Here is a 23,997-nt window from a genome sequence, read left to right on the forward strand (position 1 = left end):
GGGATGCAACGCGATACAACCGATACGCGATCAATCAATTCTTGCAATTATAAATAATCGTTGTATCGTTTCCTAGGCATAGGAATTACAACCTAACGGTGATTCTGAATCATTGGCACAACGGATAAGCCATGAACTCGAAACCTTCAAAGCCCGCTCTCCCACCTCATACGGCAGAGGAGAACATCGCTTACACCCGCCAGATGCTGGCCGAGTTACGGACCGTCGCGAACAATGAAGGCGCGGATATGCTGCGCTATTTCATCGAGATGGCCTATGTGGAGGCGGGGGACATCCTGGCCGGCATACGGCCGCTGTCACTCCGGGGTCAGCGAGACCCCGCCATTGCCATGCCGCTGAAGCCGGCCGGCAAGGTCAAGTTCTAGGAGCACGAGGTAGACTGTCGCCGCCGCGATGCCGGTATGGCGGATGACCTCGTCGATCTCGGCTGGCACCTGGCTCAGCGCTTCCGCGATCCGTTCGCGCTCGCCGTCGCTTGGCGGTAGGCGGAGTGCCGGCGGCGTATCCTCCGGCGGCTCGCCGGCATGCGGTCGCGGGGTGAAGAGGTCGGGCTCCGAGAGGGGCCGCAGGCTTTCCAGCACGTCGTCGGCCGTCGTCGTGATCGTCGCGCCGTCCTTCAGAAGGCCGTTCGTGCCCTCGCAGCGCATGTCGAGCGGCGAGCCCGGCACCGCAAAGACCAGCCGGCCGAAATCCGCGGCGTTGCGCGCGGTGATCAGCGAGCCCGAGCGCACCGCCGCCTCCACCACCACCAGGCCGAGCGCCATGCCGGCGATCAGCCGGTTGCGGCGCGGGAAGTCGCGTGCGCGGGGCTCCCAGCCGAAGGGCATTTCGCTGATGGCAAGGCCTTGCCCATCGGTCATTTCGCCGAGCAGGCCGATATTTTCCGGCGGATAGGGCTTGTCGAGCCCACCGGCCATGGCAGCGATCGTGCCGGTGTCGAGGCTCGCGCGATGGGCAGCGGTATCGATGCCGCGCGCGAGACCAGAGACGATGGAATAGCCGGCCCGCCCAATCTCGCGCGCCAGCAGGCCGGCGAATTTCATGCCGGAGATAGAGGCGTTGCGCGCGCCGACAATGCCGACGGCCGGTGCCGACGCGACATTCAAATTGCCCTTGACGGCAAGGAGCGGCGGGGCGCCGACGATCTGGCGCAGCAGGGGCGGATAATCCGGCTCGCCGATGCCGACGAAGGTGGCGCCATGCCTGTCGGCGAGGTCCAGCTCGCGCTCCGCCTCGGCCTGGCTCGCGACGCGGATCACGCGCGACGCGCCGCCGCGGCGGGAGAGTTCCGGCAGCATGTCCAAAGCGGTCTCGGCGCTGCCGAAATGGTTGATGAGTTCGCGAAAAGTGACCGGCCCGACATTGTCGCTGCGGATGAGGCGCAGCCAGGCGATCCTCTGTCTTTCCGTCAGCGCAATTCCCCGTGTCCTTGCGCTGCGGTCGTGCATGGCTATCCCTTGCTGCCGATCTTGCTTTCGGTGCCGCTCATCAGGCGGCTGATATTGGCCCGGTGTTTCCACCATGTGATGATGGTGAGCACGAGAAAGAGCAGCGCCACCTTCTCGTGACCGAGAAACCACAATACAACCGGAGATACCGCAGTTGCAACTAGGGCTGAAAGCGAAGAATAGCGCGTGAGATAGGCAAGGCCGATCCACACGGCTGCGAAGACGGCGAGCATGACCGGCACGAGGCCGAGCAGGAGGCCGACGTAGGTCGCGACGCCCTTGCCGCCCTTGAAGCCGAGCCAGACGGGAAAGAGATGGCCGAGGAAAGCGGCAAAGCCCGCGGCAATGCCGGCGTCCAGTCCCCAGCGCGAGGCGATGGCGGCCGCCGCCGTGCCCTTCAGCGCATCGAGCAGCAGGGTTGCGGCGGCGAGTTTCTTGTTGCCGGTGCGCAGCACGTTGGTCGCGCCGATATTGCCGGAGCCGATCTGGCGCACGTCGCCCAGCCCCGCCATGCGGGTCAGGATCAGGCCGAACGGAATGGAGCCGAGAAGATAGCCGAAGGCGAGCGCGGCAAGCGTCGGCAGGGCGCCGAGCTGCCAGGTAAAGATGTCGGACACGTCAGTTTTCCCCCGAAACCATGCCTTGATATGCCGCCGCCGGAATCGTCCCTTCCGGCGGGCGAGGGGGCAGACGCCTAAGCCAGCGAATGCACCCGTTTGCCGGCAACATAGGTGCTAACCGCGCGCCCCGTAAAGCGGGCATCTTCGAAAGGCGTGTTCTTCGAGCGCGAGACGAAGGTGTCCTTGGTGGCAAGCCAGGGTTCGTCCGGGTCGATCAGCACGATATCGGCGCGCGCGCCCGGTGCCAGCGTGCCGGCATCGAGGCCGAAGATTTTTGCCGGGCGCGTGGAGAGCGCATCGATGAGGCGCATCAGCGGGACTTCGCCGCTGTGATGCAGCCGCAGCGCCGCCGCCAGCATGGTTTCGAGCCCGATCGCGCCATCCGCCGCATCGGCAAAGGGCAGGCGCTTGGTGTCGACGTCCTGGGGATCATGCGCGGAGACGATGATGTCGACCTCGCCCCGGGCGAGCGCATCGACCATGGCCTTGCGGTCGTCTTCGCCGCGCAGCGGCGGCGAGAGCTTGAAGAAGGTGCGGTATTCGCCGATGTCGTTTTCGTTCAGCGTCAGGTGGTTGATCGAGATGCCGCAGGTGACGTTCGCGCCGCGCTCGCGGGCGATCTTCACGGCTTCCGCCGATTCCGGCACGGAAATCTGCGCGGCATGGTAGGCGCCGCGGGTGAGGCCGGCGATGCGCAGGTCCCGTTCGAGCGGGATCAGTTCCGCCTCGCGCGGGCTTCCCGAAAGGCCGAGCCAGCTTGCCAGCAGCCCCTCGTTCATCACGCCGCCGGCGCCGAGATACTTGTCGCGGGTTTCGAGCGCGATCACGCCGCCGAACTCGCGGGCATAGGTCATGGCGCGGCGCAGCACCTGCGCGTTGTGCATCGGGTTGCGGCCATTGGTGAAGGCGACGGCGCCGGCGGCCTGGAGCAGGCCGAACTCGGTCATTTCCTCGCCCTTCAGACCCTTGGTAAGGGCCGCGGCCGGATGAATGTTGACGATCGCCTTGTCGCGGGCGTTCTTCAGCACGAATTCGACCAGCGCGATATCGTCGATCACCGGATCGGTGTCGGGCATGGTGATGAAGGTCGTCACACCGCCGGCCGCCGCCGCGCGCGAAGCGGATTCGATCGTCTCGCGGTGTTCGCCGCCCGGCTCACCGACGAAGACGCGAGCGTCGACCAGGCCGGGAGCGGCGATCAGGCCCTTGCCGTCGACGATCTCGGCACCTTCTGGCGCGCCCTGGTTCTGTGCGCCACTTCCGATCCCGGCAATCTTGCCGTTGACGATGACGATCGAGCCGTTTTCATCGACGTTGCGCGAGGGGTCCAGGATGCGGATGTTCTTGAGGACGGTCGAGCGGCTCATGCGCGGGGTCCCTGGTTCTGCGAAAGAAGAAGCGTTTCCATCACGGCCATGCGCACGGCGACGCCCATTTCGACCTGTTGCTCGATGACGCTCTGCGGCCCGTCGGCAATCTCCGAGGCGATCTCGACGCCGCGGTTCATCGGGCCGGGATGCATGACCAGCGCATCGTCCTTCGCCGCCTTCAGCTTTTCCGCGTCGAGCCCGTAATAGTGGAAATATTCCCGCACCGAGGGCACGAAGGCGCCGGACATGCGCTCGCGCTGCAGGCGCAGCATCATCACGACATCCGCATCCTTCAGGCCTTCCGCCATGGAGTGGTAGACCTCGGCGCCCATGTCGGCGATGCCCGAAGGCAGCAATGTTGCTGGGGCGACGACGCGCACGCGCGCACCCATGGCGTTGAGCAGTAGAATGTTCGAGCGGGCGACACGCGAATGCAGCACGTCGCCGCAGATCGCGACGATGATGCGTGAGAGCTTGCCCTTGGCACGGCGGATGGTCAGCGCGTCGAGCAGTGCCTGTGTCGGATGCTCGTGCTGGCCGTCGCCGGCATTGACCACCGCGCAGGAGACTTTTTGCGCCAGAAGCGCGGCTGCACCGGCGGAGGAATGGCGCACCACCAGCACGTCCGGATGCATGGCGTTCAGCGTCATCGCCGTGTCGATCAGCGTTTCGCCTTTTTTCACCGATGAATTGCCGACGGACATGTTCATCACGTCGGCGCCGAGGCGTTTTCCGGCAAGCTCGAAGGAGGATTGCGTGCGCGTGGAGGCTTCGAAGAACAGGTTGATCTGCGTCAGGCCGCGCAGCGTCGACGTTTTCTTCTCCCGCTGCCGGGAGATTTTGACCGCCTCGTCGGCGCGGTCGAGCAGCAGGGTGATGTCCTGCTCGGTCAAACCCTTGATGCCGAGAAGGTGGCGATGCGGAAAGAAGTCCATAAAACTCCGCCTCAACTGTCGTGGATACGCGGGGTCTATAGAGTGTCGGTTCCGCCGCGGCAAGGCTGAGAGCGGCGGCCGTCATGCATTCCCACGCTTTTATGAGCGTCGAGGTGCCACAGGCCGCAACGCCCCGTTTCGCCCCGCCGCGACTTGGGCTAGAACCCGCTCATGACTCGCGACACCCGCACCGAACAGAAATTCGCCGATCTCAACCAGCCGCCGCTCTGGTCGGGCATCAACGCCTATCGTTCCGACCCGTTGCTGGTCGATGCTACGGACGCGATGCCGAAGGGCCTGCGCGACGAGTTCGACACGATCGGCCGCTACGTGACCTCGCCGGAAGCCCAGGAACTCGCGCGCATGGCGAACGAGAGCCCGCCGCAGCTGCGCACGCACGGGCCGCGCGGCGAGCGTCTGGATGTCGTCGATTTTCACCCGGCCTGGCACGCGCTGATGCGTCGCTCCATGGCGACCGGGCTGCATTCCTCGCTGTGGGAGAACGTGCCGGACGAGCAGGGCAGGGCGCACCGGGCGCGTGCCGTGCGCTTCTACCTGACGGCACAGCTCGAATGCGGCCATCTCTGCCCGCTGACCATGACCAGCGCTTCGGTCGCCGCACTCTCCACCTCGCCGCAGGTGCAGCGCGAGTGGGGCCGGAAGATCCTGTCGCGCAAATACGATTCGACCAACAAGCCCGCCATGCAGAAGACCGCCGTCACCATCGGCATGGGCATGACGGAAAAGCAAGGCGGCACGGATGTGCGCGCCAACACCTCGACGGCCGAACGCCTCGGCGAGGGTATCTACCGGCTGACGGGCCACAAGTGGTTCATGTCCGCGCCGATGAGCGACGGTTTCGTGATGCTGGCACAGACCCGCGAGGGCGTCGGCTGCTTCCTCGTGCCGCGCCTGCTGGAGGATGGGTCCACCAACGGCCTGCGCTTCCAGCGCCTGAAGAACAAGATCGGCAACCGCTCGAATGCCTCCTCCGAGGTCGAGTTCTCCGAAACCTTCGGCTTCCTGCTCGGCACGCCCGATGCCGGCATCCGCACCATCCTCGACATGGTGACGCTGACGCGGCTCGATTGTGCGCTGGCCTCTTCCGGCATCATGCGCGCCTCGCTTGCCGAGGCCGTGCACCACACCCGCGGCCGAAATGCCTTCGGCAAGCCGCTCGTCGCCCAGCCGATCATGACGCGCGTGCTGGCGGACATGGCGCTGGACGTTGCCGCCGCGACCGCGCTTTCGCTGCGCCTCGCCGAAGCCTTCGACAAGGCTCGCGACAGTGCGGAAGACGCCGCTTACGCCCGCATCATGACCCCGGTGACGAAATACTGGTGCTGCAAGATCGCGCCCGCGCTGATCTATGAGGCGATGGAATGCATCGGCGGCAGCGGCTATGTCGAGGAACGCCCGATCGCCCGGCACTACCGCGAGGCGCCGGTCAATGCGATCTGGGAAGGCTCAGGCAATGTCATGGCGCTCGACCTGATGCGCGTCATCGGCCGGGGCAGGGACCTGTTCGAAATGCTTTTCGCGGGGCTCGCCCGCGACCTCGGCTCGGCCGGCAAGAAGACGGTGGACGTGCTGCGCGCGGCATTGTCGCTTTGCGAGCGCGACGAGGGTGCCGCCCGCATGCTCGTCGAGCAGTTGGCGCTTGCCTCGGCGGCCGCCGAACTCTACCGCGCCGGTGCCGGCCGCATCGCAGATGCCTTCCTCGAAACGCGCCTCGCCTCCGGCTGGCGCTCGACCTACGGCATGCTCGATTCGCGCTTCGATTCGGCTTACATCGTCGACCTGCTCTATCCGCCGGCGAGGTAAGCGGTCGCTGCCAGCACCATCGGGATGGTGAAGAAGGACGCGATCGTCTGGAGCGTCGCGACGGCGGCGTAGAGCGGTGCATCGCCACCCATCTGCTTGGCCAGCACATAGCCGTTCATCGCGGTGGGTACGCTGGCACCCATGGCGATCGTCAGCAGCGGCTCGCCGCGCATGCCGAGCGCATAGGCGGCCCCCGTCATCACCAGCGGCATGAAGAGCAGTTTCAGCACGACGGGCAACATTGCCAATGGGCGCGGCCTTAGCGCATCGGCGAGCTTCAGCCCGGCGCCGACCATGATGAGGCCGAGGCTGAGCGAGGCGTCCGCAACCTGTTCCGCCGCCTGCATCAGAGGATCGTAGATCCGGATTCCCGCAAGGTTGACGGCGACGCCGAGCACGGAGCCGATGATCATGGGATTGGTGACGATCTTGTGCAGGAAGGTTTTGAGGCTGCGCGTGCCGCCGCCAAACCAGACGAGAATGCCGATATTGTAGAAATTGATCGGGATGATGATCAGCGTCGCCACCAGCGCGACGAGCGCGAGGCTTTGCGGGCCATAGAGCTTTTCGGCGATCGCAAGCGCGATGAAGGCGTTCCAGCGCGTCGAGGTCTGGAAGATCGAGGTATAGGCCGGCCCCGAGACGTTCGCCGCGCGAAAAAGCGGCCAGCAAATGGCCAGAAGCAGGGCGATGAGCGTCACCGAGCCGATGGAGCCGAGCGCCACGCTGCCGGCGGCGATGCCGGAAAACTCCGCATTGGCGAGCGTCGTGAACAGCAGGCAGGGGAACAGCACGAAGAAGCCGAGCTGTTCGAGCCCATTCCACATGTCGCGGTCGATCAGCCGCCAGCGCTTGAGCAGCGTTCCCAGCACGACGAGCAGGAAGACGGGGAGGATGCTTTCGAAGATGGGGAGCATGGAACCGGATCGGCAGAGGGATGATCCTCGCTCATTCCATGCCTTGGCGGGTCTGGCAAGGCACCGGCCCGCCGGCGGCCGTGTGGATATTAACCTTAATGAAGGGTTTACGTTGCGCGATCAGGGTTAACGGGTGAAGGTGGCGTTTACCTGGTGTTAACCATGTGAGCGAGTGCTGAGTATGGCCAGAACGGCCCGGATTTCGGTCATGACGACCCTGTTTTGCTTCGTGGCGGTGGATATTGCCGTGCCGCTTCTCGTGCTTGTCGCGGGCGTGGCGGTGAGCGAGATCATCTTCGCGGCCGGCGACCTTCTCGTGATGAAGAGGAGGGCGGCATGAAGTGGTTCCTGTTCCTGTGGGCCGGCCCGATCGCGCTTCTGGGGAGCTGGTACGGGCTCTCCTACTACGACATGAATTTCGGCGTCTTCATGCTGACGCGCGATGCGCATGACCTGGTGTTCCAGATCTACGGCCACATCCTCGGCATTCCGCCGGAAGACCTGCCACCGCTCGTGCTGCGCGCCATCATCTTCGACAGTTTCCTGGTGCTCGGCCTCATCGCATTCCGCCGCCGCAAGAAGATCTGGGCCTGGTGGCAGGCCCGCCGTCAGTCGTCCTCGGACGCCCTTGCCAGCGACGAAAGCCTGTCCAGCGCGCCCTGAAGGATGAAGGAGGCGGCGGCCGAATCGATGCGTTCGGCCCGCTTCTTGCGCGAGACATCCATCTCGATCAGCGTTCGCTCCGCCGCCACCGTCGACAGCCGCTCGTCCCAGTAGACGAAGGGAACGTCGGTCTTGTCGGCCATGGATCGCACGAAGGCGCGCGTCGCCTGGACGCGCGGGCCGGCGCTGCCGTCCATGTTCACCGGCAGGCCGATGACGAAGGCGACGACGTTCTCCTTGGCGGCGAACGCCAGCAGCACTTCGGCATCCTGGGTGAATTTCACGCGCTTCAGCACCGGCCGCGGCGTGGCGAGCCTGCGGCCGAGATCGGAAACCGAAAGGCCGATGGTCTTGGTGCCGAGGTCGAGGCCGGCGATCGGCTGGCCGGGGGCGAGGATGCCTGCCAGTTCTTCCAGTGTCAGCGTCGCCATGGCCAGACCCTTCTCAGCGCTTGCGGACGAATTCGGTGCGCAGCACCAGGCCCTTGATGGCATCGTGCCGGCAGTCGATCTCTTCGGGGTTCTCGGTAAGGCGGATCGTCTTGATGACGGTGCCTTGTTTCAGCGTCTGCCCAGCGCCCTTCACCTTCAGGTCCTTGATCAGCACGACCGAATCGCCATCTGCAAGCACGGTGCCGCTGGCATCGCGCACCATGTTGCCCGCCGCCTTCTCCGCCGCAATCTCGGAAGCCGGGCGCCATTCGCCTGTCACTTCGTCGTAGATATAATCGTCGTCGGCCATGGTGGGCTCCTTGTGAGGACATTGCTCCATCTCGAAAGCCACGCTTATAACGATCGCGCGGCGGATGGAAACGACAATCGCCGGGCCTATATTCTGCAAACATTCAAACAGGAGACCCTCCATGAAGATTACCTGGCTCGGCCATTCCGCCTTCCGCATCGAAACGGCGAAAGCCAAGATCCTCATCGACCCGTTCTTCACCGGCAATCCCGCCTTCGACGAATCGATCCGCAAGGACGCCGTCGCCGGCCTCACCCATGTGCTGCTCACCCACGGCCACGGCGACCATGTCGGCGACACCATCCAGATCGCCCTGGAAACCGGCGCAACGGTGCTGGCCAATGCCGACCTCGCGTCCTGGCTCGGCAACAAGGGCGTCGAGAAGCTCGAAATGGGCAATACCGGCGGCACCGTGCATTTCGACGGCTTTTCCACCACCTTCGTCAACGCGCTGCATTCCTCCGCGCAGATCACCGAAGACGGCGTTTCCCATTCGCTCGGCAGCGCCAACGGCCTCGTGCTGCATTTCGAGAACGATCCGACGCTCTACCACATGGGTGACACGGACGTCTTCTCCGACATGGCGCTGATCCAGGAACTGCACCAGCCGGAAATCGGCCTCGTGCCGATCGGCGACCGCTTCACCATGGGCGGCGCCGTGGCGGCGCTCGCCTGCCAGCGCTTCTTCAAGTTCGACACCGTCATTCCCTGCCACTACGGTTCCTTCGGCATCATCGACCAGACGGCCGATCTCTTCGTGCAGGCAATGGACGGCGCATCGGCGAAGATCGAGGTGCCGGGCGTGGGCAGCGTCGTCTCGCGCTGAGCCGCCGGAAAACGGGCGAGGGGGCGTGGAAGGGGCCATTCCCCCGTTGCGCCCCTTGGGCTTGGTCATTATAGCGGGTAGGAAATTTCCCACCGGAGCTTACCATGTCCGTAGATCTAGCCACCGTGAAGCGCGTCGCGCGCCTTGCCCGCATCGCTGTCAGCGAGGAAGAGGCAAACCGCATGACGGGCGAGCTGAACGGCATCCTCGGCTTCGTCGAGCAGCTTTCCGAAGTGAATGTCGAGGGCGTCGAGCCGATGACCTCGGTCACGCCGATGGTGATGCGCAAGCGCGAAGACGTCGTTAACGACGGCAGCAAGGCCGATGACATCGTCGCCAACGCGCCGGCCACCGACCGCAATTTCTTCCAGGTTCCGAAGGTTGTGGAGTAATCCTTGGCCGTCACCATCGCCGTCGAAAGCCCGTTGCAGGATGAGGTTCGCACGCTGATCGCGGAGCTGAACACGGTCCTGCTCGCTCTGTCGCCGCCGGAGGCCTGCTACCACCTCACCGTCGAGCAGATGGCCGAGCCGACCGTCACGGTCTGGATCGCCCGCGACGGCGACACCGTTGTCGGCTGCGGCGCGCTGAAGCGCCATTCCGAGACCACGGGCGAGGTGAAGCGCATGTTCACCCGGCCGGCCTGGCAGGGGCAGGGCATCGGCCGGCGCATCCTCGGCGAAATCTTGGCGACCGCCGAACGAGAGGAACTGACGACGCTCGTTCTCGAAACCGGCGACCAGCACCCGGCGGCCTGGGCGATCTACGAGAAGGCCGGCTTTACCCGCTGCGGCCCCGTGCTCGACTATCCGGCTTCACCGTTTTCCGTATTTTACCAAAAGCAGCTTATCGCTGCCTGACCCGAAGTGACCGCACCATGACCGATCTGACCCGCCTGACCATTGCCGAAGCCCGCGAAAAGCTCGGCGCCAAGGAGATCACCGCCGTCGAGCTGACGGACGCCTATCTCGGCGCGATCGAGGCGGCGAACCCGGCGATCAATGCCTATGTCACCGTCACGCCGGAAAAGGCGCGCGACATGGCCAAGGCCTCCGACGGCCGCATCGCTGCCGGCCAGGCCGGCGCGCTGGAAGGCATCCCGCTCGGCATCAAGGACCTGTTCGCCACCGAAGGCGTGCACACCCAGGCCTGCAGCCACATCCTCGACGGTTTTGAGCCGAAATACGAATCGACCGTCACCCAGAACCTCTGGAACGACGGCGCCGTCATGCTCGGCAAGCTGAACATGGACGAGTTCGCCATGGGCTCCTCCAATGAGTCGTCCTATTACGGCCCGGTAAAGAACCCGTGGCGTGCCACCGGCTCCAACCTCGATCTCGTGCCCGGCGGCTCGTCGGGTGGTTCGGCCGCAGCCGTCGCCGCGTTCCTGTGCGCCGGCGCCACCGCGACGGACACCGGCGGCTCGATCCGCCAGCCCGCCGCCTTCACCGGCACCGTCGGCATCAAGCCGACCTATGGCCGCTGCTCGCGCTGGGGCATCGTCGCCTTCGCCTCGTCGCTCGACCAGGCCGGCCCGATCGCCCGCGACGTGCGCGACGCCGCGATCCTCTTGAAGTCCATGGCCAGCGTCGACGCCAAGGACACGACTTCGGTCGACCTGCCTGTGCCGGATTACGAAGCCGCGCTCGGCCAGTCGCTGAAGGGCATGCGCATCGGCATTCCGCGCGAATACCGCGTGGATGGCATGCCGGAGGAAATCGAGGCGCTCTGGCAGCAGGGCATCGCCTGGCTGAAGGATGCCGGCGCCGAGATCGTCGACATCTCCCTGCCGCACACGAAATACGCCCTTCCGGCCTACTACATCGTGGCGCCTGCGGAAGCCTCGTCGAACCTCGCCCGCTACGACGGCGTGCGCTACGGCCTGCGCATCGACGGCAAGGACATCGTCGATATGTACGAGAAGACGCGCGCGGCCGGCTTCGGTACCGAGGTCAAGCGCCGCATCATGATCGGCACCTATGTGCTGTCGGCCGGCTACTACGACGCCTATTATCTCCAGGCCCAGAAGGTGCGCACGCTGATCAAGCGCGACTTCGAACTCGCCTTCAACGCCGGCGTCGACGCGATCCTCACCCCGGCCACGCCGTCCTCGGCCTTCGGCATCGCCGACGAGGACCTCGCGTCAGATCCGGTCAAGATGTACCTCCAGGACATTTTCACCGTCACGGTGAACATGGCCGGCCTGCCGGGCCTCTCGGTCCCCGCCGGTCTCGACCACAAGGGCCTGCCCCTCAGCCTCCAGCTCATCGGCAAGCCCTTCGAGGAGGAAATCCTCTTCAAGACCGCGCATGTCATCGAAAAGGCCGCCGGCCGCTTCACGCCGAACAAGTGGTGGTAAGGGGCGCCTTCGCCCCCCACAACGGTCATCGCAAAAACGTGTCGTAACGGCAACACCTGCCGTTACGAGAGGCGTGCCCGTGTCTTTTTCGCTTGATCCCCGCATAAGTCGAGAATAAACGCGCCCTCCCGGTCGTTCAGCCGGTGCGGATGTCAACGGATGGAGTTTCACGCTCCTCCCGCGCGAGGCGGCCCTGCCGTCGTCGTGTACGGATGCCGCACCATGAAGACTGGTTTGCGGACCTAGCTCAGCGGTAGAGCACCGGACATGCCTCCGGAGGTCGCGGGTTCGATTCCCGTTGTCTGCTCCATTGGATAGCTCAGTGGTAGAGCATCAGACTGTTAATCTGACTGTGGAAGGTTCGAATCCTTCTCCAAACAGCCTTCCAAGCTGTCTCGATATCCGGTCCGGGGACCGGACTGCGGACGGCGGACCGGGGAAACCCGGAAAGCCCAACGCCGGACGTTTGCGGTCCGGTTCGCGGTGACGGCCAAGCCGCCTTCCGGCCAGCGAGGGAGCGTGACGCTCCCGAGCCCGCCGAAAGGCCGTGCGGTCCTCTCCCGAAAGCCCACCGCCGATGGCCGTCATCCGGTCCTCGGATCACTATTCGCATGCCCCGCCCGCGGGTTCCCCGGGCGATCAGGGTTTCTCGGGGAACTGACAAGACAACTTGCCGATGCCAAACGACATCATCAACGAGAGGAAGATCGGTTCGTGACGTAGCGTATGATCCGAAGGAGCAAGAACAATGACGACGTTTCTCGATATGATTTTGGGGCGCCAGCGCGTCCTCGTGAAGGCCAACGAACGCGTGCTCGCCCTCTACAGGGGAGAGGTACTCGGCATTTTCGGACCGGGCGAACACGCCCTGCCGAACCGCCGCGGCATGCTTGAGACGGAGCGCCACGACGTGAACCGCCCGGCCTTCACTTCCGCCTATGAGAAGCCGTTGTTCGACACGCTCCCGGAGGTGGCAACCCGCGAACTGACGGTCTTCCGGACGGCAAGCCGCGAGGTGGCGGTCGTCGAGCGCGACGGCGAGCTCTTTTCGGTGCTTGCGCCGAACCAGAAGCTCGTGGTGTGGAACGCGGCAGGTCCGTGGACCGAGACGCGCGTCGATCTCAAGGATCGGCTCGACATCGATCCGGAGCTGATGCGCCGGCTGACGCGCGCCCGCCGCACGGAGCTGACGACGGCCTTCATCGTCAATGACGGTCAGGTCGGCCTGCTCTTCGTCGACGGGATGCACCAGCGCACGCTGGAGCCGGGCATGCATGCCTTCTGGAACGTCGGCAAGACGATCCAGGTGCGCGTGGTCGACCTGAAGCGACAGTCGCTCGACGTGACCGGTCAGGAACTGCTTACCCGGGACAAGGTCACGATCCGGGTGAACATTTCCGCCGAATACCGCGTCGCCGACCCGCTGAAGGCGGTCTCGGAGGTGAAGGACTTTGCCGATGCCCTGTACCGGGCGCTGCAGTTCGCCTTCCGCCAGACGCTCGGCACGCTGACGCTCGACCAGATCCTTGAACGCAAGGTGACGGTCAACGCGGAAGCCGCCGAGAAGGTGCGCGCCGACATGGCGGCGATCGGGATCGAGGTCTCGGCCATCGAGCTCAAGGACGTGATCCTGCCGGGCGAGATGCGCGACCTCCTGAACCAGGTCGTCGCTGCGGAAAAGCAGGCCGAAGCCAACATCATCCGCCGCCGGGAGGAAACGAACGCCACCCGTTCGCTGCTCAACACGGCAAAGGTGATGGCGGAAAACCCGGTGATGCTGCGGCTAAAGGAGCTCGAAGCCCTCGAAGCCATCGCCGGCAAGGTGGAGCGCCTGACGATCCACAACGGGACGGCGGGTCTGATGAACGATATCGTTCAGCTCCGCGACAAGTAAGGGATCGCCCGGCCGGCAAGGCCGGGCGGTTCCGTTTTGCGACAACGCTCCCCATCATCTCCGTGGATAGACCTTTGGCTCTCTCGCCAAGGGCGGGGTGCAATGCTTTGATGGTGGCATGATCACCGTTCGCAACGCCCGTGAGGAGGATGTTCCGGCCATCGTCGAAATCGGCGTTCGGGCCTGGGAACAGGCCGTCGTCGGTGTCGCCGATCTCCAAGTGCGGCGCGACCATGCCCGCAATGCCTTCCAGCAATTTCTCGCCCGCCATTGGCTGCGGGTGAGCGTGGCCGAGTTCGACGGCGGGCTTGCCGGCTGGGCCTCGCGCGAATCTTTCGACGACGAGATCACCGACCTCTGGGTAGATCCGCTTCATCAGAAGAAGGGTGTCGGCGCGGCGCTTCTTGCGGTCATGGAGGCGGAAATCATCGCCGCCGACTTCGAGGCCGCACGCCTCCAGACCCATGCGCGCAACACGGCGGCCGTGGGGTTCTTCCAGAAGCACGGCTATTCCGTCAGCTGGCTTTCCGTCGACTATTCCGAGCGCCTCGACAGGGACGTGGAATCGATCGGCCTGCGCCGGCAGCTCGTTGAGGATGCTCCGATCGGCTACGGGCCGGACGGGTTTTGAGGGGGAGACGGGGCTTTCACCGCGCCTCCCGTCTTTCTATTGGTTGTCCAGTTGCGAGCGCACCAGTTCCAGCCCCCGCTGCGTGATGCGGTAGGGCCTGCCGCCGGAGGAGGCGATGCTGCGCCGGCGCTTCAGCTTGCGGAAGAGCTCGATATCGAGCCCGCTGGCACGCCAGCCATCCCGCGTGATGCAGGCGACGCTGACAATCTTGCGGTTTTCGTCTTTTTCGATGTCGATCCGGCCGCCCTGGGCGAGCAGGTGGAGAATGCGCTGTTCGGCGCGGGAAATGTCCATTGTCTTGAGAAATCCGTCTGGCGTTCGAATGAACGCGAAAAAACGTTCCGCCACCGGTCAGGTGGCAGGATTCATCGTTTTTTCTGACCCTGCGCGCATTGGTGAGCGGGCAGGGTCCTCAGCAGGTCTCTGACGAGTTGGACATCAAAACTCCACAAGCATGTCGCGCAAAAGTGTTTGCGGTTTTGCGAGAACGACATACTCAACGAACATTCCTAAATCGGATTCCGCCTTGAAAAGGTGGAATCCGATTTAGTCGGATGTCCCGAAATAACCGGGACGCCCGCGAACGTCAATGCGTCGTCCAGATCAGCGAATGGTGCAGCATGACGCCCGTCTTCACGCCATCGGCGGCGGCTAGCGTAATGTTTCCCGGGCCGAGCGCGATGTCGCCGGCGGCATAAAGCCCGGGAAGCGACGTCTGGCCGGTCTCGTCCGTCTGGATGATCTTGCCGACCGCGGTCTCCTTCAGCGTGAGGCCGCGATCGCCGGGGATCGCGCTGCGCACCCGCGCTTCCGGCATGACGAAGAGCGCCTTGACCAGCGTCGGAATGCCCGGTCCGGTCTCGACGGAGAGCATGCCGTTCGGCCCGTCCGCGATGGCCGTGACGCGGCCCGGCCGCAGCTTTACGGCGCGCTGTTCCAGCAAGGCGAGGGTTGCGTCGTCCGGCTCGGGCGTCCCGTTGGTGAAGAGCGTCACGCCGCCCCAATCGGCGACGAGCGTCGCGAAGCGCGCGGCATCCGCCGTGCGGGCCAGCACGCCGACCGGCCCACCACCGACCTCATAGCCGTGGCAATAGGGGCAATGCAGCACCGTCTTGCCCCAGCGCTCGGCAAGGCCGGGAACATCCGGCAGCTGGTCCTCGAAACCGGTGGCGAGCAGCACGCGCCGGGCGTCGATCCTCCCGCCATCGCCGGTGAGGATGGAAAAGCCGTCGATCTCGCCCTCCAGCTTTTCGGCCGGCGCGTCGCGGAAGGTGACGGTCTCGTAGGCGGCAAGCTGGCGGCGGGCATCCGCCAGAATATCGCGCCCCGGCCGGCCATCCTGCGCGAGAAAGCCGTGCGAATGCGGGGAGAAGCGGTTGCGCGGCTCGCCGGTGTCGAGAATGGTGATGCGGCGGCGGGCGCGGGCGAGCTGCATGGCAGCGGAAAGGCCGGCAAAGCCCCCGCCGATGATGATGGCATCTTCGATCATGGTAGATCCTTTCATGGAACGTGCGGCATCGTCCGCCCGGCGGGTGCCGGTCGTTCGATGCGGGTCCTTGGAGTTGGCTGCCGTCAGCCCGTATCGGCCCGGCAGTGTTTTACCGCCACCCGAAAGTCGGCGGCGAGATCGGCAAGCGTCGTGCCGGCAAAGCGCGCCATCAGGATTGCTTCCGCATCCTTCAGCGCATCGCCGATCACCCGGTTGACGGATTGCTCGACCACGCAGCCTGGCATTTCCGTCGCCGGGCCGATCTGGAAGACGATCGGCTCGCCGAGCGCATTGTAGATGTCGAGCAGCGAGATCTCGGCAAGCGGTTTGGCGAAGTGCCAGCCGCCGCCATGGCCGCGGCCGGATTGCACGATGCCGGCATCGCGAAGCCCGGCCATGGTGCGCCGCACGACGACGGCGTTGGTATCGAGGCAAAGCGCGAGATCGTCCGAGGTCATCGGCGCGTCGCGCTCGGCCATGTGCATGAGTGCGTGAAGCACGGCGGAAAGGCGGCTGTTTCTTTTCATGTAACAATAATAGTTACGAAAAGCGCTGCATGTCAACCTTGCTGGCGAGAGGGTGATATCAACCGACGCGCAGCATCTGGTACAGGGAAGGGCCGAAGATCAGCGCCACCGGGATCAGCGCCGCGTGCAGGATCAGGATCGCCATCAACTGCGTGCGAAACGGCTCCTTGCGCGTCTTGTGCCGCAGCAACCGTTGTGCAGCGAAGGCGCCGAGGCTGCCGCCGATGAACGCGAATTGCAGCAGCCGCGCTTCGGAAACACGCCAATGACCATCCCGCGCGGCCTCCTTGTCCCACCAGAAGACGCAGAACGTCACGACGTTGACGAGGAGGAAAATGATAAGAATCGTTGTTGCCGTGCTCATCGCCTGTCTTTAGCCGATCATCCTTGCGGCTTGGCTAACGACGGCGCGCCGCACCCGCTGAAAACCTTGCGCGGCATGCCCATATGTTCTACCGAGACAGCAACCGAAGACACCACAGCCAAGAGCCTGCCATGACCCTCGTTGACGTCCGCACCCCCGATCCGAAACGCTTCATTCCCGGCGCCACCGGCGATTGGGAAGTCATCATCGGCATGGAGGTGCACGCGCAGGTTCTCTCCAATTCCAAGCTCTTCTCCGGTGCCTCCACCGAGTTCGGCAAGCCGCCGAATGCCAACGTTTCGCTCGTCGATGCCGCCATGCCCGGCATGCTGCCCGTCATCAACGAGGAATGCGTGCGCCAGGCCGTGCGCACCGGCCTCGGCCTCAAGGCGCAGATCAACCACCGCTCGATCTTCGACCGCAAGAACTACTTCTATCCGGACCTGCCGCAGGGCTACCAGATCTCGCAGTTCAAGGACCCGATCGTCGGCGAGGGCAAGATCGTCATCTCGCTCGGCCCCGACCGCCAGGGAAACTTTGAAGACATCGAGATCGGCATCGAGCGCCTGCATCTGGAGCAGGATGCCGGCAAATCGATGCATGACCAGCATCCGACCATGTCCTATGTCGACCTCAACCGTTCGGGTGTGGCGCTGATGGAGATCGTCTCCAAGCCGGACATGCGCTCGTCGGACGAGGCCAAGGCCTATATGACGAAGCTGCGCTCCATCGTGCGCTACCTCGGCACCTGCGACGGCAACATGGACGAGGGCTCCATGCGCGCCGACGTCAACGTCTCCGTGCGCCGTCCTGGCGAAGGTTTCGGCACGCGCTGCGAAATCAAGAACGTCAACTCCATCCGCTTCATCGGCCAGGCGATCGAATACGAAGCCCGTCGCCAGATCGGTATTCTGGAGGATGGTGGCTCGATCGATCAGGAAACCCGTCTCTTCGATCCGGGCAAGGGCGAGACGCGCTCCATGCGCTCGAAGGAAGACGCGCACGACTACCGCTATTTCCCCGATCCGGACCTGCTGCCGCTGGAATTCGACAACGAATTCGTCGGCAAGCTGCTCGCCGACCTGCCGGAACTGCCGGACGACAAGAAGATCCGCTTCGTCAAGGATCTGGGCCTCTCCGTCTACGACGCCTCGGTGCTCGTCTCGGAAAAGGCGATCGCCGATTATTACGAGGCCGTGGCCGCCGGCCGCGACGGCAAGATTGCCGCCAACTGGGTGATCAACGACTTGCTGGGCGCCTTGAACAAAGACGGCAAAGCCATTGAAGAGACTCCGGTTTCGCCCGATCAGCTCGGCGGCATCATCGACCTCATCAAGGACGGCACCATCTCCGGCAAGATCGCCAAGGACCTCTTCGAGATCGTCTGGACCGAAGGCGGCAAGCCGGCCGAGATCGTCGAATCGCGCGGCATGAAGCAGGTGACGGACACCGGCGCCATCGAGAAGGCGGTCGACGAGATTATCGCCGCCAACCCTGACCAGGTCGCCAAGGTTCTGGCCAAGCCGACGCTTGCCGGCTGGTTCGTCGGCCAGGTGATGAAGGCGACGGGCGGCAAGGCCAATCCGCAGGCCGTGCAGGCCCTCGTCAAGGCCAAGCTCGGCCTGGAGGACTGAAGTAATTCCAGGAAAAGTGTGAAGCGGTTTTCCGTTCGGAATTACTTCAAAACAAAGGGTTCTTCGATGTTCTTCGTCCGCACGGCGTCCGAGGGCGATCTGGTCAAGGTCAGCGCGCTGCTGGCCGAGACGTGGCACGCGACCTATGACGCGCTTTACGGTGCCGACAAGGTGAGCCAGATCACCGCGCGCTGGCATGCCGTGCCGGCGCTCAAAAACCGGCTGGAGCGCAAGGACGCGGAATTCGTCGTGGCCGACAACGGCAAGGAACTTGCCGGCATGGGCTTTGCGGCCATGTGGAAAGAGCGGCCGAAGACCGTGCTGCTGCACCAGCTCTACGTGCTGCCGCGCTACCAGCGCCAGGGCATCGGCCGCGACATGTTCGCCGAGCTCGAAACCTGCTTTCCCGATGCCAATGCGATGATCCTCGAAGTCGATCCGCGCAACGATGCGGCGGTCGCCTTCTATGCGGCGCACGGCTTCGTCAAGGTCGGAGAGTCGAAACACACGGCGGACGACGTTTCCGGCGTGCCGCTGCATGTCTACGAGAAGCCGCTCGGCGCCTGACTGCGGCGAAAAGGCGTGTGCGAAGGCGTGGGAATCGCTGGACATTCCGGCGCCCGCGCGCCATAAGCGGAAGAATATTCAGTCGCGGGCCGCGCTTTCGGCATGGCCCTGCCAAGGACGCCAGCCCATGAACCTCCTCACGCAGATTTTCACCTGGTGGAACGGTCAGACGATCGGCACCCGTTTTCACACCTGGCGCTTCGGCACCAAGGTCGGCGAAGACGAATTGGGCAATGTCTACTACCAGGGCACGGCCAAGGATTCCGAAGGCCGCACGCGCCGCTGGGTGATCTACAAGGGTTATGCCGAAGCCTCCGCCATTCCGCCGGGCTGGCACGGCTGGATGCACCACCGCACGGATGTTTCCCCCGCCGACGAGACCTACAAGGCGCGCGAATGGGAAAAGCCGCACCGTCCGAACGGGACGGGCAGCGCGCAGGCCTATCGCCCGCCGGGCTCGATCGCCGTTGCCGGCGAGCGCCCCCGCGTGACGGGCGACTACGACGCCTGGACGCCGGGCAACTGATACCGATTTGGCCACAATTCGCCGGTAGCTCCAAGCGGCCGGCGAAAACCGGTGCAGATCGCAGGAGACGGCATTCATGACATTCGGGTTTTTTCGGGCAAACGCCGGACGGCGGTTCGTTTCGGTCGCGCTTGCGGTCGTCGGCGTCGTTGCGACCCCCGTGCTTTCCCAGGCTGCGCGGGTGGAAAACCCGGTCGCCGTCTTCTCCGGCATCGACAAGATCACCGGCCGCATCACCAATTTCGACGTCTATATCGGCGAGACCGTGCAGTTCGGCGCGCTCCAGGTGACGCCGAAGGTCTGCTACAGCCGCGACGACACCGAGGCGCAGAAGGTCACCACCTTCGTCGAGGTCGACGAAATCACGCTCGACCGCAAGATCCGCCGCATCTTTACCGGCTGGATGTTTGCCGACAGCCCCGGCCTCAACGCCGTCGAGCACCCCGTCTATGACGTCTGGCTCATCGAGTGCAAGGCCAAGTCCGACGTACCGCCGCCGGAAGATGCCGAGACGAGGGCCGAATAGGGCCTCTCCCTTTTGTGAAGCTTGCGTTTGCCGCGTGGATCCTCGGGTCAAGCCCGAGGATGACGGAGGGGAGGGAGTGTGGCCGACCTCCGTCAAACGGTGCGGCATGCGGCACCGTTTCTATGTTTGTCCTGCTTCTCTTCTTCCGTCATCCTCGGGCTTGACCCGAGGATCCATGCCCCACCGCACAACTCATCGTCTCAAAACGCCAGATATGGTGACGCCAGCGCGTTCGCCAGCATGTCCTCGTATTCGATCTTCGGCACGTCGATCGCGCCGAACGACTTCAGGTGCTCGGTGGTGAACTGCGTGTCGAGCAGGCGGAAGCCGCGGGCCTTGAGCCGCTCTACGAGATGCACGAGGCAGATTTTTGAAGCGTCGGTGCGGCGGGAGAACATGCTCTCGCCGAAGAAGGCCGCGCCCAGCGAGACGCCGTAGAGGCCGCCGACGAGGCGATCGCCCTCCCATGCTTCCACCGAATGGGCATGGCCCATGCGGTGCAACGTTCCGTAGAGCGAGCGGATCTTTGCGTTGATCCAGGTCGATGGCCGATCGGGTGCTGCTTCGGCGCAGGCGGCCATCACCGCGTCGAAGGCGGTGTCGAAGCGGATGTCGAACGGGTTTTTGCGGATGGTTTTTGCAAGGCTGCGCGAGACGTGGAACTCATCCAGCGGAATGACGCCCCGCATGTCCGGCTCGACCCAGAAGAGCTCCGGGTCGTCCGCCGAATCGGCCATCGGGAAGAGCCCGATGGAATAGGCGCGCAAAAGCAGTTCCGGCGTGATTTCCGGGTGCCGTCCGCGACGCCCTGCCATAACCGACGCCCCTCAGGCGTCGGTCTTATCGGCCAGATAATTCTCCAGCCAATGGATGTCGTAATCGCCGTTGGCGATGTCCTGGTTGCCGATCAGGTCCTGGAACAGCGGCAGCGTCGTCTTGATGCCGTCGATGACGAACTCGTCGAGCACGCGGCGCAGGCGCATCATGCATTCGACGCGAGTGCGGCCGTGCACGATGAGCTTGCCGATCAGGCTGTCATAGTAGGGCGGGATCTTGTAGCCCTGATAGGCGCCCGAATCGACGCGCACGCCAAGGCCGCCCGGCGCATGGAAATGCGTGATCGTGCCTGGCGAGGGCACGAAGGTGCGCGGGTCTTCCGCATTGATGCGGCACTCGATGGCGTGGCCGGAGAAGACGATGTCTTCCTGGCGCACCGAAAGGCCGGCGCCCGAGGCGACGCGGATCTGCTCGTGCACGAGGTCGATGCCGGTGATCGCTTCGGTGATCGGGTGCTCCACCTGGAGGCGGGTGTTCATTTCGATGAAATAAAACTCGCCGTTCTCGTAGAGGAACTCGACCGTGCCGGCGCCGCGATATTTCAGCTTCATCATGGCATCGGCGCAGATCTGGCCGATCTTCATGCGCTGCTCGACGTTGAGGGCCGGGGAGTTCGCCTCTTCCCAGACCTTCTGGTGGCGGCGCTGCAGGGAGCAGTCGCGTTCACCCAGATGCACTGCATTGCCCATGCCGTCGCCGACGACCTGGATTTCGATATGCCGCGGCTTGCCGAGGTACTTTTCCATGTAGACGGCATCGTTGCCGAAGGCGGCGAGCGCCTCGGACCGGGCCGTCGAGACGGCTTCCTCGAGATCGTCCTCGTTTTTCGCGACCTTCATGCCGCGGCCGCCGCCGCCGGCGGTTGCCTTGATCAGCACGGGGAAGCCGATCTGGCGGGCGATTTCCAGCGCGTTCTCGGGCTTCACTTCGCCTTCCGAGCCCGGAACGACCGGGATGCCAAGCGCCTCCGCCGTCTTCTTGGCGGTGATCTTGTCGCCCATGATGCGGATGTGTTCCGCCGTCGGGCCGATGAAGGTGATGCCGTGCGCGTCGAGAATTTCCGCGAACTTGGCGTTTTCCGACAGGAAGCCGTAGCCCGGATGCACGGCGTCGGCGCCGGTGATCTCGCAGGCGGCGACGATCTGGTGGATGTTCAGGTAGCTTTCGCGCGAGGGCGGCGGGCCGATGCACACGCTCTCGTCGGCAAGGCGGACATGCATGGCGTCGGCATCCGCCGTCGAATGCACGGCAACCGTGGCGATGCCCAGCTCCTTGCAGGCCCGAAGGACCCGGAGCGCGATCTCGCCGCGGTTGGCAATGAGGACTTTGGAGATCATCTGAGCCACCTTATTCGATGACGATGAGCGGTTCGCCGTACTCGACCGGGCTCGAATCCTGCACGAGGATTTCGGTGACCTTGCCCGAGCGCGGCGCCGGGATCTGGTTCATCGTCTTCATGGCTTCGATGATGAGGATGGTCTGGCCTTCCTTGACCGTCGCGCCGACCTCGATGAAGGGGCGCGAGCCCGGGGCGGGCGAGAGATAGGCCGTGCCGACCATCGGGGCCGTGACGGCGTTCTTGTTGTTGCGCGCGTCGACGACGACCGGGGCGGCTGCCGCTGCGGCTGGCGCAGCATAGGCGGCCGGAGCTGCGATCGGCGCCTGGACATATTGCGGGGTGCCGGCACGCGAGACGCGGATGCGCAGGTCGTCCTGCTCCACTTCGATCTCGGTCAGGTCCGTCTCGTTGAGGATGTTGGCGAGATCGCGGATCAGACCCTGATCGATGCCCTGTTTCTTGTCAGCCATGGAAGTGAGCCTCTGTTTTTTCTTATTTCGTGATGGACGAAAGCGCGTGGAGCGCGAGGATGTAGCTGTGCGCCCCGAAACCGCAGATGACGCCCTTCACAGCGGGCGCGATCATCGATTTGTGGCGGAACTCTTCGCGGGCATGCACATTGGAGAGGTGCAGCTCGACCACCGGGATCTTGATGGCGCGGATGGCGTCATGCAGCGCGATCGAGGTGTGGGTATAGGCACCGGCATTGATGGCGATGCCGACGGCCGTGTCGCCGGCCTCATGGATCCAGTCGACCAGGTCACCTTCGTGATTGGACTGGCGGAAATCCACGGCAAAGCCCAGCTTCTCGCCCTCGGCCGTGCAGAGCGCTTCGATATCGGCGAGCGTATGCCCGCCATAGATACCGGGCTCGCGCTTGCCGAGTGCGTTCAGGTTGGGGCCGTTGAGCACAAAAAGGGGTGAAGCCATTCGCAATTCCGCATGCTGGATAGAGGATTACCTATAGACCGGCGGTTCCCGCAGGGAAAGCCCCAAGGGCAGGGGCTTTGCCGGTCGAAAGAGGCGATGTCCACAAGCAGCACAGGCTGAATACGGTGAGCGTGGCAAGAAGATGGCGTCCGTCAGCATCTCGCCTTGCCGCAGGCGCGCACATTGGCGATTTTTGCCCGCAGGTCGTCCGCGCCGACCGCGCCGAATACCATCTCGTTGCCGAGAACGTAGGAGGGCGTGCCGGTGATGCCGAGGTCGTTTGCCAGCGAATAGGCTTCGCGCACCGCGTCGTCATGCGGCTTCTCGGCCATGGTCTTGCGGATGTCCGCCTCGGAAAGGCCCATGCCGGCGGCAAGCGCGATGGCGCTTTCTTCCGTCGCCCGGCCTTCGCCGCCAAGCAGCGTGCGGTGGAATTCGCCGTACTTTTCCGGCGAAAGATCGCGCACGGCAGCGCTCACCTTGTGGGCGGCGAGCGAATCGGGGCCGAGGATCGGCAGTTCTTTCAGCACGAAGCGGACGTTCTTGTCCTCCTTCAGGATCGCATCCATGTCGGAGAGCGCGCGCTTGCAGTAGCCACAGTTGTAGTCGAAGAACTCGACGATCGTGACGTCGCCCTGCGGGTTGCCGAGCGCGATGTCATAGGGCGAGGAGAAGATCGCCTTCTCGTTGTCGGTGATCGCGCCCTGGGCCTTGGCCTGCTGCTGGGCTTCCTGCTTCTTCTGCAGGGCCTCCTGCACTTCCACCAGAATTTCCGGGTTCTCGACGAGGTATTCCTTGATGAATTCGCCGATCTCCTTCTTCTGCGCATCGTCGAGGGCGAGCGCGGGAAGGGGGGCTGCAACCGCGAGTGCGAGAGCGACGGTGGCCGCGAGCTTCGTCTTGAATGTCATGTCTGTGCTGTCCTCGTCGTGATGCGCCGATGAGTGCCATTGGCGGCACCCGCGCGTCAATGCGGACGTGGGTGCTTTCAACGACCTTATGGCCGGCA

30 protein-coding genes and 1 tRNA gene are annotated in these 23,997 nt (G+C 64.3%); 15 read left to right on the plus strand and 16 right to left on the minus strand.

Annotated features, from left to right (window positions below; translation table 11 throughout):
* Window positions 1–131 precede the first annotated feature (131 nt).
* Window positions 132–386: a hypothetical protein gene (locus tag AC1Q6Z_RS24770; protein ID WP_256119028.1), complete on the plus strand. Its 255-nt coding sequence runs from the start codon at window positions 132–134 to the stop codon at window positions 384–386.
* On the opposite strand, the gene dprA is transcribed toward AC1Q6Z_RS24770, so the two are convergent.
* The 4 genes from dprA to AC1Q6Z_RS24790 all read right to left on the minus strand — a co-directional run bounded on the left by dprA (window position 318) and on the right by AC1Q6Z_RS24790 (window position 4,394).
* Window positions 318–1,469: a DNA-processing protein DprA gene (gene dprA, locus AC1Q6Z_RS24775; RefSeq protein ID WP_492649648.1), complete on the minus strand. Its 1,152-nt coding sequence runs from the start codon at window positions 1,467–1,469 to the stop codon at window positions 318–320. The two genes, AC1Q6Z_RS24770 and dprA, sit on opposite strands and share 69 nt — an antisense overlap.
* Before the next feature lie 2 nt (window positions 1,470–1,471).
* Window positions 1,472–2,077 (minus strand): glycerol-3-phosphate 1-O-acyltransferase PlsY, encoded by a 606-nt coding sequence (plsY, locus tag AC1Q6Z_RS24780; RefSeq protein ID WP_256119085.1) that lies wholly within the window; start codon window positions 2,075–2,077, stop codon window positions 1,472–1,474.
* An 86-nt stretch (window positions 2,078–2,163) separates the two neighbouring features.
* On the minus strand, window positions 2,164–3,456 hold the full coding sequence (locus AC1Q6Z_RS24785) for a dihydroorotase (RefSeq protein WP_492649649.1): 1,293 nt from the start codon (window positions 3,454–3,456) through the stop codon (window positions 2,164–2,166).
* A complete protein-coding gene (locus AC1Q6Z_RS24790) occupies window positions 3,453–4,394 on the minus strand; it encodes an aspartate carbamoyltransferase catalytic subunit (RefSeq protein ID WP_435265339.1) in 942 nt (313 codons plus the stop codon). Before AC1Q6Z_RS24790 ends, AC1Q6Z_RS24785 begins: the two co-directional genes overlap by 4 nt.
* A 171-nt stretch (window positions 4,395–4,565) precedes the next feature.
* On the opposite strand from AC1Q6Z_RS24790, the gene AC1Q6Z_RS24795 reads away from it, so the two are divergent.
* The gene (locus AC1Q6Z_RS24795; protein ID WP_439617087.1) at window positions 4,566–6,218 is read left to right on the plus strand and encodes an acyl-CoA dehydrogenase family protein; all 1,653 of its coding nucleotides are present in this window, start codon (window positions 4,566–4,568) and stop codon (window positions 6,216–6,218) included.
* On the opposite strand, the gene AC1Q6Z_RS24800 is transcribed toward AC1Q6Z_RS24795, so the two are convergent.
* On the minus strand, window positions 6,200–7,135 hold the full coding sequence (locus tag AC1Q6Z_RS24800; RefSeq protein ID WP_492649650.1) for an AEC family transporter: 936 nt from the start codon (window positions 7,133–7,135) through the stop codon (window positions 6,200–6,202). The genes AC1Q6Z_RS24795 and AC1Q6Z_RS24800 overlap by 19 nt on opposite strands.
* Window positions 7,136–7,343: 208 nt before the next feature.
* Between AC1Q6Z_RS24800 and AC1Q6Z_RS24805 the strand changes: the two genes are divergently transcribed.
* A complete protein-coding gene (locus AC1Q6Z_RS24805; RefSeq protein ID WP_256119034.1) occupies window positions 7,344–7,475 on the plus strand; it encodes a hypothetical protein in 132 nt (43 codons plus the stop codon).
* The gene (locus AC1Q6Z_RS24810) at window positions 7,472–7,798 is read left to right on the plus strand and encodes a DUF6105 family protein (protein WP_256119035.1); all 327 of its coding nucleotides are present in this window, start codon (window positions 7,472–7,474) and stop codon (window positions 7,796–7,798) included. Before AC1Q6Z_RS24805 ends, AC1Q6Z_RS24810 begins: the two co-directional genes overlap by 4 nt.
* Here AC1Q6Z_RS24810 and ruvX read toward each other — a convergent pair.
* On the minus strand, window positions 7,744–8,229 hold the full coding sequence (ruvX, locus tag AC1Q6Z_RS24815; RefSeq protein ID WP_492649651.1) for a Holliday junction resolvase RuvX: 486 nt from the start codon (window positions 8,227–8,229) through the stop codon (window positions 7,744–7,746). The genes AC1Q6Z_RS24810 and ruvX overlap by 55 nt on opposite strands.
* Window positions 8,230–8,242: 13 nt before the next feature.
* Window positions 8,243–8,539, minus strand: a complete 297-nt coding sequence (locus AC1Q6Z_RS24820) for an alkylphosphonate utilization protein (protein ID WP_492649652.1) — start codon at window positions 8,537–8,539, stop codon at window positions 8,243–8,245.
* A gap of 121 nt (window positions 8,540–8,660) precedes the next feature.
* Between AC1Q6Z_RS24820 and AC1Q6Z_RS24825 the strand changes: the two genes are divergently transcribed.
* From AC1Q6Z_RS24825 to AC1Q6Z_RS24855, 7 genes are all read left to right on the plus strand, one after another.
* Complete coding sequence (locus AC1Q6Z_RS24825) at window positions 8,661–9,365, plus strand: metal-dependent hydrolase (protein ID WP_439617090.1); 705 nt, start codon at window positions 8,661–8,663, stop codon at window positions 9,363–9,365.
* A gap of 104 nt (window positions 9,366–9,469) precedes the next feature.
* On the plus strand, window positions 9,470–9,757 hold the full coding sequence (gatC, locus tag AC1Q6Z_RS24830; protein WP_256119040.1) for an Asp-tRNA(Asn)/Glu-tRNA(Gln) amidotransferase subunit GatC: 288 nt from the start codon (window positions 9,470–9,472) through the stop codon (window positions 9,755–9,757).
* A gap of 3 nt (window positions 9,758–9,760) precedes the next feature.
* Window positions 9,761–10,225, plus strand: a complete 465-nt coding sequence (locus tag AC1Q6Z_RS24835) for a GNAT family N-acetyltransferase (protein WP_439617091.1) — start codon at window positions 9,761–9,763, stop codon at window positions 10,223–10,225.
* 17 nt (window positions 10,226–10,242) lie between these two features.
* Window positions 10,243–11,724 carry an Asp-tRNA(Asn)/Glu-tRNA(Gln) amidotransferase subunit GatA gene (gatA, locus tag AC1Q6Z_RS24840; protein ID WP_439617092.1) on the plus strand — a complete coding sequence of 494 codons (1,482 nt, stop codon included), beginning with the start codon at window positions 10,243–10,245 and terminating at the stop codon, window positions 11,722–11,724.
* A 236-nt stretch (window positions 11,725–11,960) separates the two neighbouring features.
* A tRNA-His gene (locus AC1Q6Z_RS24845) sits at window positions 11,961–12,034 on the plus strand.
* 438 nt (window positions 12,035–12,472) lie between these two features.
* Entirely contained in the window at window positions 12,473–13,618 is a 1,146-nt protein-coding gene (locus AC1Q6Z_RS24850) for a slipin family protein (protein ID WP_492649653.1), read from the plus strand.
* A gap of 118 nt (window positions 13,619–13,736) precedes the next feature.
* Complete coding sequence (locus AC1Q6Z_RS24855) at window positions 13,737–14,249, plus strand: GNAT family N-acetyltransferase (RefSeq protein WP_439628023.1); 513 nt, start codon at window positions 13,737–13,739, stop codon at window positions 14,247–14,249.
* A 36-nt stretch (window positions 14,250–14,285) separates the two neighbouring features.
* Here AC1Q6Z_RS24855 and AC1Q6Z_RS24860 read toward each other — a convergent pair whose 3' ends face one another.
* The 4 genes from AC1Q6Z_RS24860 to AC1Q6Z_RS24875 all read right to left on the minus strand — a co-directional run bounded on the left by AC1Q6Z_RS24860 (window position 14,286) and on the right by AC1Q6Z_RS24875 (window position 16,629).
* Window positions 14,286–14,543: a YjhX family toxin gene (locus AC1Q6Z_RS24860; RefSeq protein WP_256119045.1), complete on the minus strand. Its 258-nt coding sequence runs from the start codon at window positions 14,541–14,543 to the stop codon at window positions 14,286–14,288.
* 292 nt (window positions 14,544–14,835) lie between these two features.
* Window positions 14,836–15,738, minus strand: coding sequence for an NAD(P)/FAD-dependent oxidoreductase (locus AC1Q6Z_RS24865; protein ID WP_492649654.1), 903 nt, complete (start codon window positions 15,736–15,738; stop codon window positions 14,836–14,838).
* Between the two features lie 83 nt (window positions 15,739–15,821).
* A complete protein-coding gene (locus AC1Q6Z_RS24870) occupies window positions 15,822–16,265 on the minus strand; it encodes an RrF2 family transcriptional regulator (RefSeq protein ID WP_435265350.1) in 444 nt (147 codons plus the stop codon).
* A gap of 58 nt (window positions 16,266–16,323) precedes the next feature.
* Window positions 16,324–16,629, minus strand: a complete 306-nt coding sequence (locus AC1Q6Z_RS24875; RefSeq protein WP_492649655.1) for a DUF1294 domain-containing protein — start codon at window positions 16,627–16,629, stop codon at window positions 16,324–16,326.
* Window positions 16,630–16,760: 131 nt separating this feature from the next.
* On the opposite strand from AC1Q6Z_RS24875, the gene gatB reads away from it, so the two are divergent.
* From gatB to AC1Q6Z_RS24895, 4 genes are all read left to right on the plus strand, one after another.
* Window positions 16,761–18,263, plus strand: a complete 1,503-nt coding sequence (gene gatB / locus AC1Q6Z_RS24880; RefSeq protein ID WP_492649656.1) for an Asp-tRNA(Asn)/Glu-tRNA(Gln) amidotransferase subunit GatB — start codon at window positions 16,761–16,763, stop codon at window positions 18,261–18,263.
* 66 nt (window positions 18,264–18,329) lie between these two features.
* A complete protein-coding gene (locus AC1Q6Z_RS24885) occupies window positions 18,330–18,830 on the plus strand; it encodes a GNAT family N-acetyltransferase (protein ID WP_439628011.1) in 501 nt (166 codons plus the stop codon).
* A 127-nt stretch (window positions 18,831–18,957) separates the two neighbouring features.
* Window positions 18,958–19,356 carry an NADH:ubiquinone oxidoreductase subunit NDUFA12 gene (locus tag AC1Q6Z_RS24890; RefSeq protein ID WP_256119051.1) on the plus strand — a complete coding sequence of 133 codons (399 nt, stop codon included), beginning with the start codon at window positions 18,958–18,960 and terminating at the stop codon, window positions 19,354–19,356.
* Between the two features lie 76 nt (window positions 19,357–19,432).
* Window positions 19,433–19,882: a DUF2155 domain-containing protein gene (locus AC1Q6Z_RS24895; protein ID WP_492649657.1), complete on the plus strand. Its 450-nt coding sequence runs from the start codon at window positions 19,433–19,435 to the stop codon at window positions 19,880–19,882.
* A gap of 200 nt (window positions 19,883–20,082) precedes the next feature.
* Here AC1Q6Z_RS24895 and aat read toward each other — a convergent pair whose 3' ends face one another.
* From aat to AC1Q6Z_RS24920, 5 genes are all read right to left on the minus strand, one after another.
* Window positions 20,083–20,697: a leucyl/phenylalanyl-tRNA--protein transferase gene (gene aat / locus AC1Q6Z_RS24900; protein ID WP_492649658.1), complete on the minus strand. Its 615-nt coding sequence runs from the start codon at window positions 20,695–20,697 to the stop codon at window positions 20,083–20,085.
* A 12-nt stretch (window positions 20,698–20,709) separates the two neighbouring features.
* Window positions 20,710–22,056: an acetyl-CoA carboxylase biotin carboxylase subunit gene (gene accC / locus AC1Q6Z_RS24905; protein ID WP_256119055.1), complete on the minus strand. Its 1,347-nt coding sequence runs from the start codon at window positions 22,054–22,056 to the stop codon at window positions 20,710–20,712.
* A 10-nt stretch (window positions 22,057–22,066) separates the two neighbouring features.
* Complete coding sequence (accB, locus tag AC1Q6Z_RS24910; protein WP_492649659.1) at window positions 22,067–22,528, minus strand: acetyl-CoA carboxylase biotin carboxyl carrier protein; 462 nt, start codon at window positions 22,526–22,528, stop codon at window positions 22,067–22,069.
* A gap of 22 nt (window positions 22,529–22,550) precedes the next feature.
* The gene (aroQ, locus tag AC1Q6Z_RS24915; RefSeq protein ID WP_256119057.1) at window positions 22,551–22,988 is read right to left on the minus strand and encodes a type II 3-dehydroquinate dehydratase; all 438 of its coding nucleotides are present in this window, start codon (window positions 22,986–22,988) and stop codon (window positions 22,551–22,553) included.
* 152 nt (window positions 22,989–23,140) lie between these two features.
* Window positions 23,141–23,899 (minus strand): DsbA family protein, encoded by a 759-nt coding sequence (locus tag AC1Q6Z_RS24920; protein WP_492649660.1) that lies wholly within the window; start codon window positions 23,897–23,899, stop codon window positions 23,141–23,143.
* Window positions 23,900–23,997 lie beyond the last annotated feature (98 nt).

It is taken from the genome of Shinella sp. GW835-FHT14H05 (assembly GCF_058793575.1).

What these genes read in the sequence shown, in the direction of transcription:
- ruvX (WP_492649651.1), bottom strand. Translation starts at nt 8,229, where the DNA reads ATGGCGACGCTGACACTGGAAGAACTGGCAGGCATCCTCGCCCCCGGC.
- AC1Q6Z_RS24810 (WP_256119035.1), top strand. Translation starts at nt 7,472, where the DNA reads ATGAAGTGGTTCCTGTTCCTGTGGGCCGGCCCGATCGCGCTTCTGGGG.
- AC1Q6Z_RS24920 (WP_492649660.1), bottom strand. Translation starts at nt 23,899, where the DNA reads ATGACATTCAAGACGAAGCTCGCGGCCACCGTCGCTCTCGCACTCGCG.
- AC1Q6Z_RS24860 (WP_256119045.1), bottom strand. Translation starts at nt 14,543, where the DNA reads ATGGACATTTCCCGCGCCGAACAGCGCATTCTCCACCTGCTCGCCCAG.
- AC1Q6Z_RS24820 (WP_492649652.1), bottom strand. Translation starts at nt 8,539, where the DNA reads ATGGCCGACGACGATTATATCTACGACGAAGTGACAGGCGAATGGCGC.
- AC1Q6Z_RS24825 (WP_439617090.1), top strand. Translation starts at nt 8,661, where the DNA reads ATGAAGATTACCTGGCTCGGCCATTCCGCCTTCCGCATCGAAACGGCG.
- AC1Q6Z_RS24865 (WP_492649654.1), bottom strand. Translation starts at nt 15,738, where the DNA reads ATGATCGAAGATGCCATCATCATCGGCGGGGGCTTTGCCGGCCTTTCC.
- AC1Q6Z_RS24785 (WP_492649649.1), bottom strand. Translation starts at nt 3,456, where the DNA reads ATGAGCCGCTCGACCGTCCTCAAGAACATCCGCATCCTGGACCCCTCG.
- AC1Q6Z_RS24870 (WP_435265350.1), bottom strand. Translation starts at nt 16,265, where the DNA reads ATGAAAAGAAACAGCCGCCTTTCCGCCGTGCTTCACGCACTCATGCAC.
- AC1Q6Z_RS24885 (WP_439628011.1), top strand. Translation starts at nt 18,330, where the DNA reads ATGTTCTTCGTCCGCACGGCGTCCGAGGGCGATCTGGTCAAGGTCAGC.
- AC1Q6Z_RS24805 (WP_256119034.1), top strand. Translation starts at nt 7,344, where the DNA reads ATGACGACCCTGTTTTGCTTCGTGGCGGTGGATATTGCCGTGCCGCTT.
- gatC (WP_256119040.1), top strand. Translation starts at nt 9,470, where the DNA reads ATGTCCGTAGATCTAGCCACCGTGAAGCGCGTCGCGCGCCTTGCCCGC.
- gatB (WP_492649656.1), top strand. Translation starts at nt 16,761, where the DNA reads ATGACCCTCGTTGACGTCCGCACCCCCGATCCGAAACGCTTCATTCCC.
- accB (WP_492649659.1), bottom strand. Translation starts at nt 22,528, where the DNA reads ATGGCTGACAAGAAACAGGGCATCGATCAGGGTCTGATCCGCGATCTC.
- AC1Q6Z_RS24890 (WP_256119051.1), top strand. Translation starts at nt 18,958, where the DNA reads ATGAACCTCCTCACGCAGATTTTCACCTGGTGGAACGGTCAGACGATC.
- gatA (WP_439617092.1), top strand. Translation starts at nt 10,243, where the DNA reads ATGACCGATCTGACCCGCCTGACCATTGCCGAAGCCCGCGAAAAGCTC.
- aroQ (WP_256119057.1), bottom strand. Translation starts at nt 22,988, where the DNA reads ATGGCTTCACCCCTTTTTGTGCTCAACGGCCCCAACCTGAACGCACTC.
- AC1Q6Z_RS24770 (WP_256119028.1), top strand. Translation starts at nt 132, where the DNA reads ATGAACTCGAAACCTTCAAAGCCCGCTCTCCCACCTCATACGGCAGAG.
- accC (WP_256119055.1), bottom strand. Translation starts at nt 22,056, where the DNA reads ATGATCTCCAAAGTCCTCATTGCCAACCGCGGCGAGATCGCGCTCCGG.
- AC1Q6Z_RS24895 (WP_492649657.1), top strand. Translation starts at nt 19,433, where the DNA reads ATGACATTCGGGTTTTTTCGGGCAAACGCCGGACGGCGGTTCGTTTCG.
- AC1Q6Z_RS24800 (WP_492649650.1), bottom strand. Translation starts at nt 7,135, where the DNA reads ATGCTCCCCATCTTCGAAAGCATCCTCCCCGTCTTCCTGCTCGTCGTG.
- dprA (WP_492649648.1), bottom strand. Translation starts at nt 1,469, where the DNA reads ATGCACGACCGCAGCGCAAGGACACGGGGAATTGCGCTGACGGAAAGA.
- AC1Q6Z_RS24795 (WP_439617087.1), top strand. Translation starts at nt 4,566, where the DNA reads ATGACTCGCGACACCCGCACCGAACAGAAATTCGCCGATCTCAACCAG.
- aat (WP_492649658.1), bottom strand. Translation starts at nt 20,697, where the DNA reads ATGGCAGGGCGTCGCGGACGGCACCCGGAAATCACGCCGGAACTGCTT.
- AC1Q6Z_RS24875 (WP_492649655.1), bottom strand. Translation starts at nt 16,629, where the DNA reads ATGAGCACGGCAACAACGATTCTTATCATTTTCCTCCTCGTCAACGTC.
- AC1Q6Z_RS24790 (WP_435265339.1), bottom strand. Translation starts at nt 4,394, where the DNA reads ATGGACTTCTTTCCGCATCGCCACCTTCTCGGCATCAAGGGTTTGACC.
- AC1Q6Z_RS24850 (WP_492649653.1), top strand. Translation starts at nt 12,473, where the DNA reads ATGACGACGTTTCTCGATATGATTTTGGGGCGCCAGCGCGTCCTCGTG.
- AC1Q6Z_RS24855 (WP_439628023.1), top strand. Translation starts at nt 13,737, where the DNA reads ATGATCACCGTTCGCAACGCCCGTGAGGAGGATGTTCCGGCCATCGTC.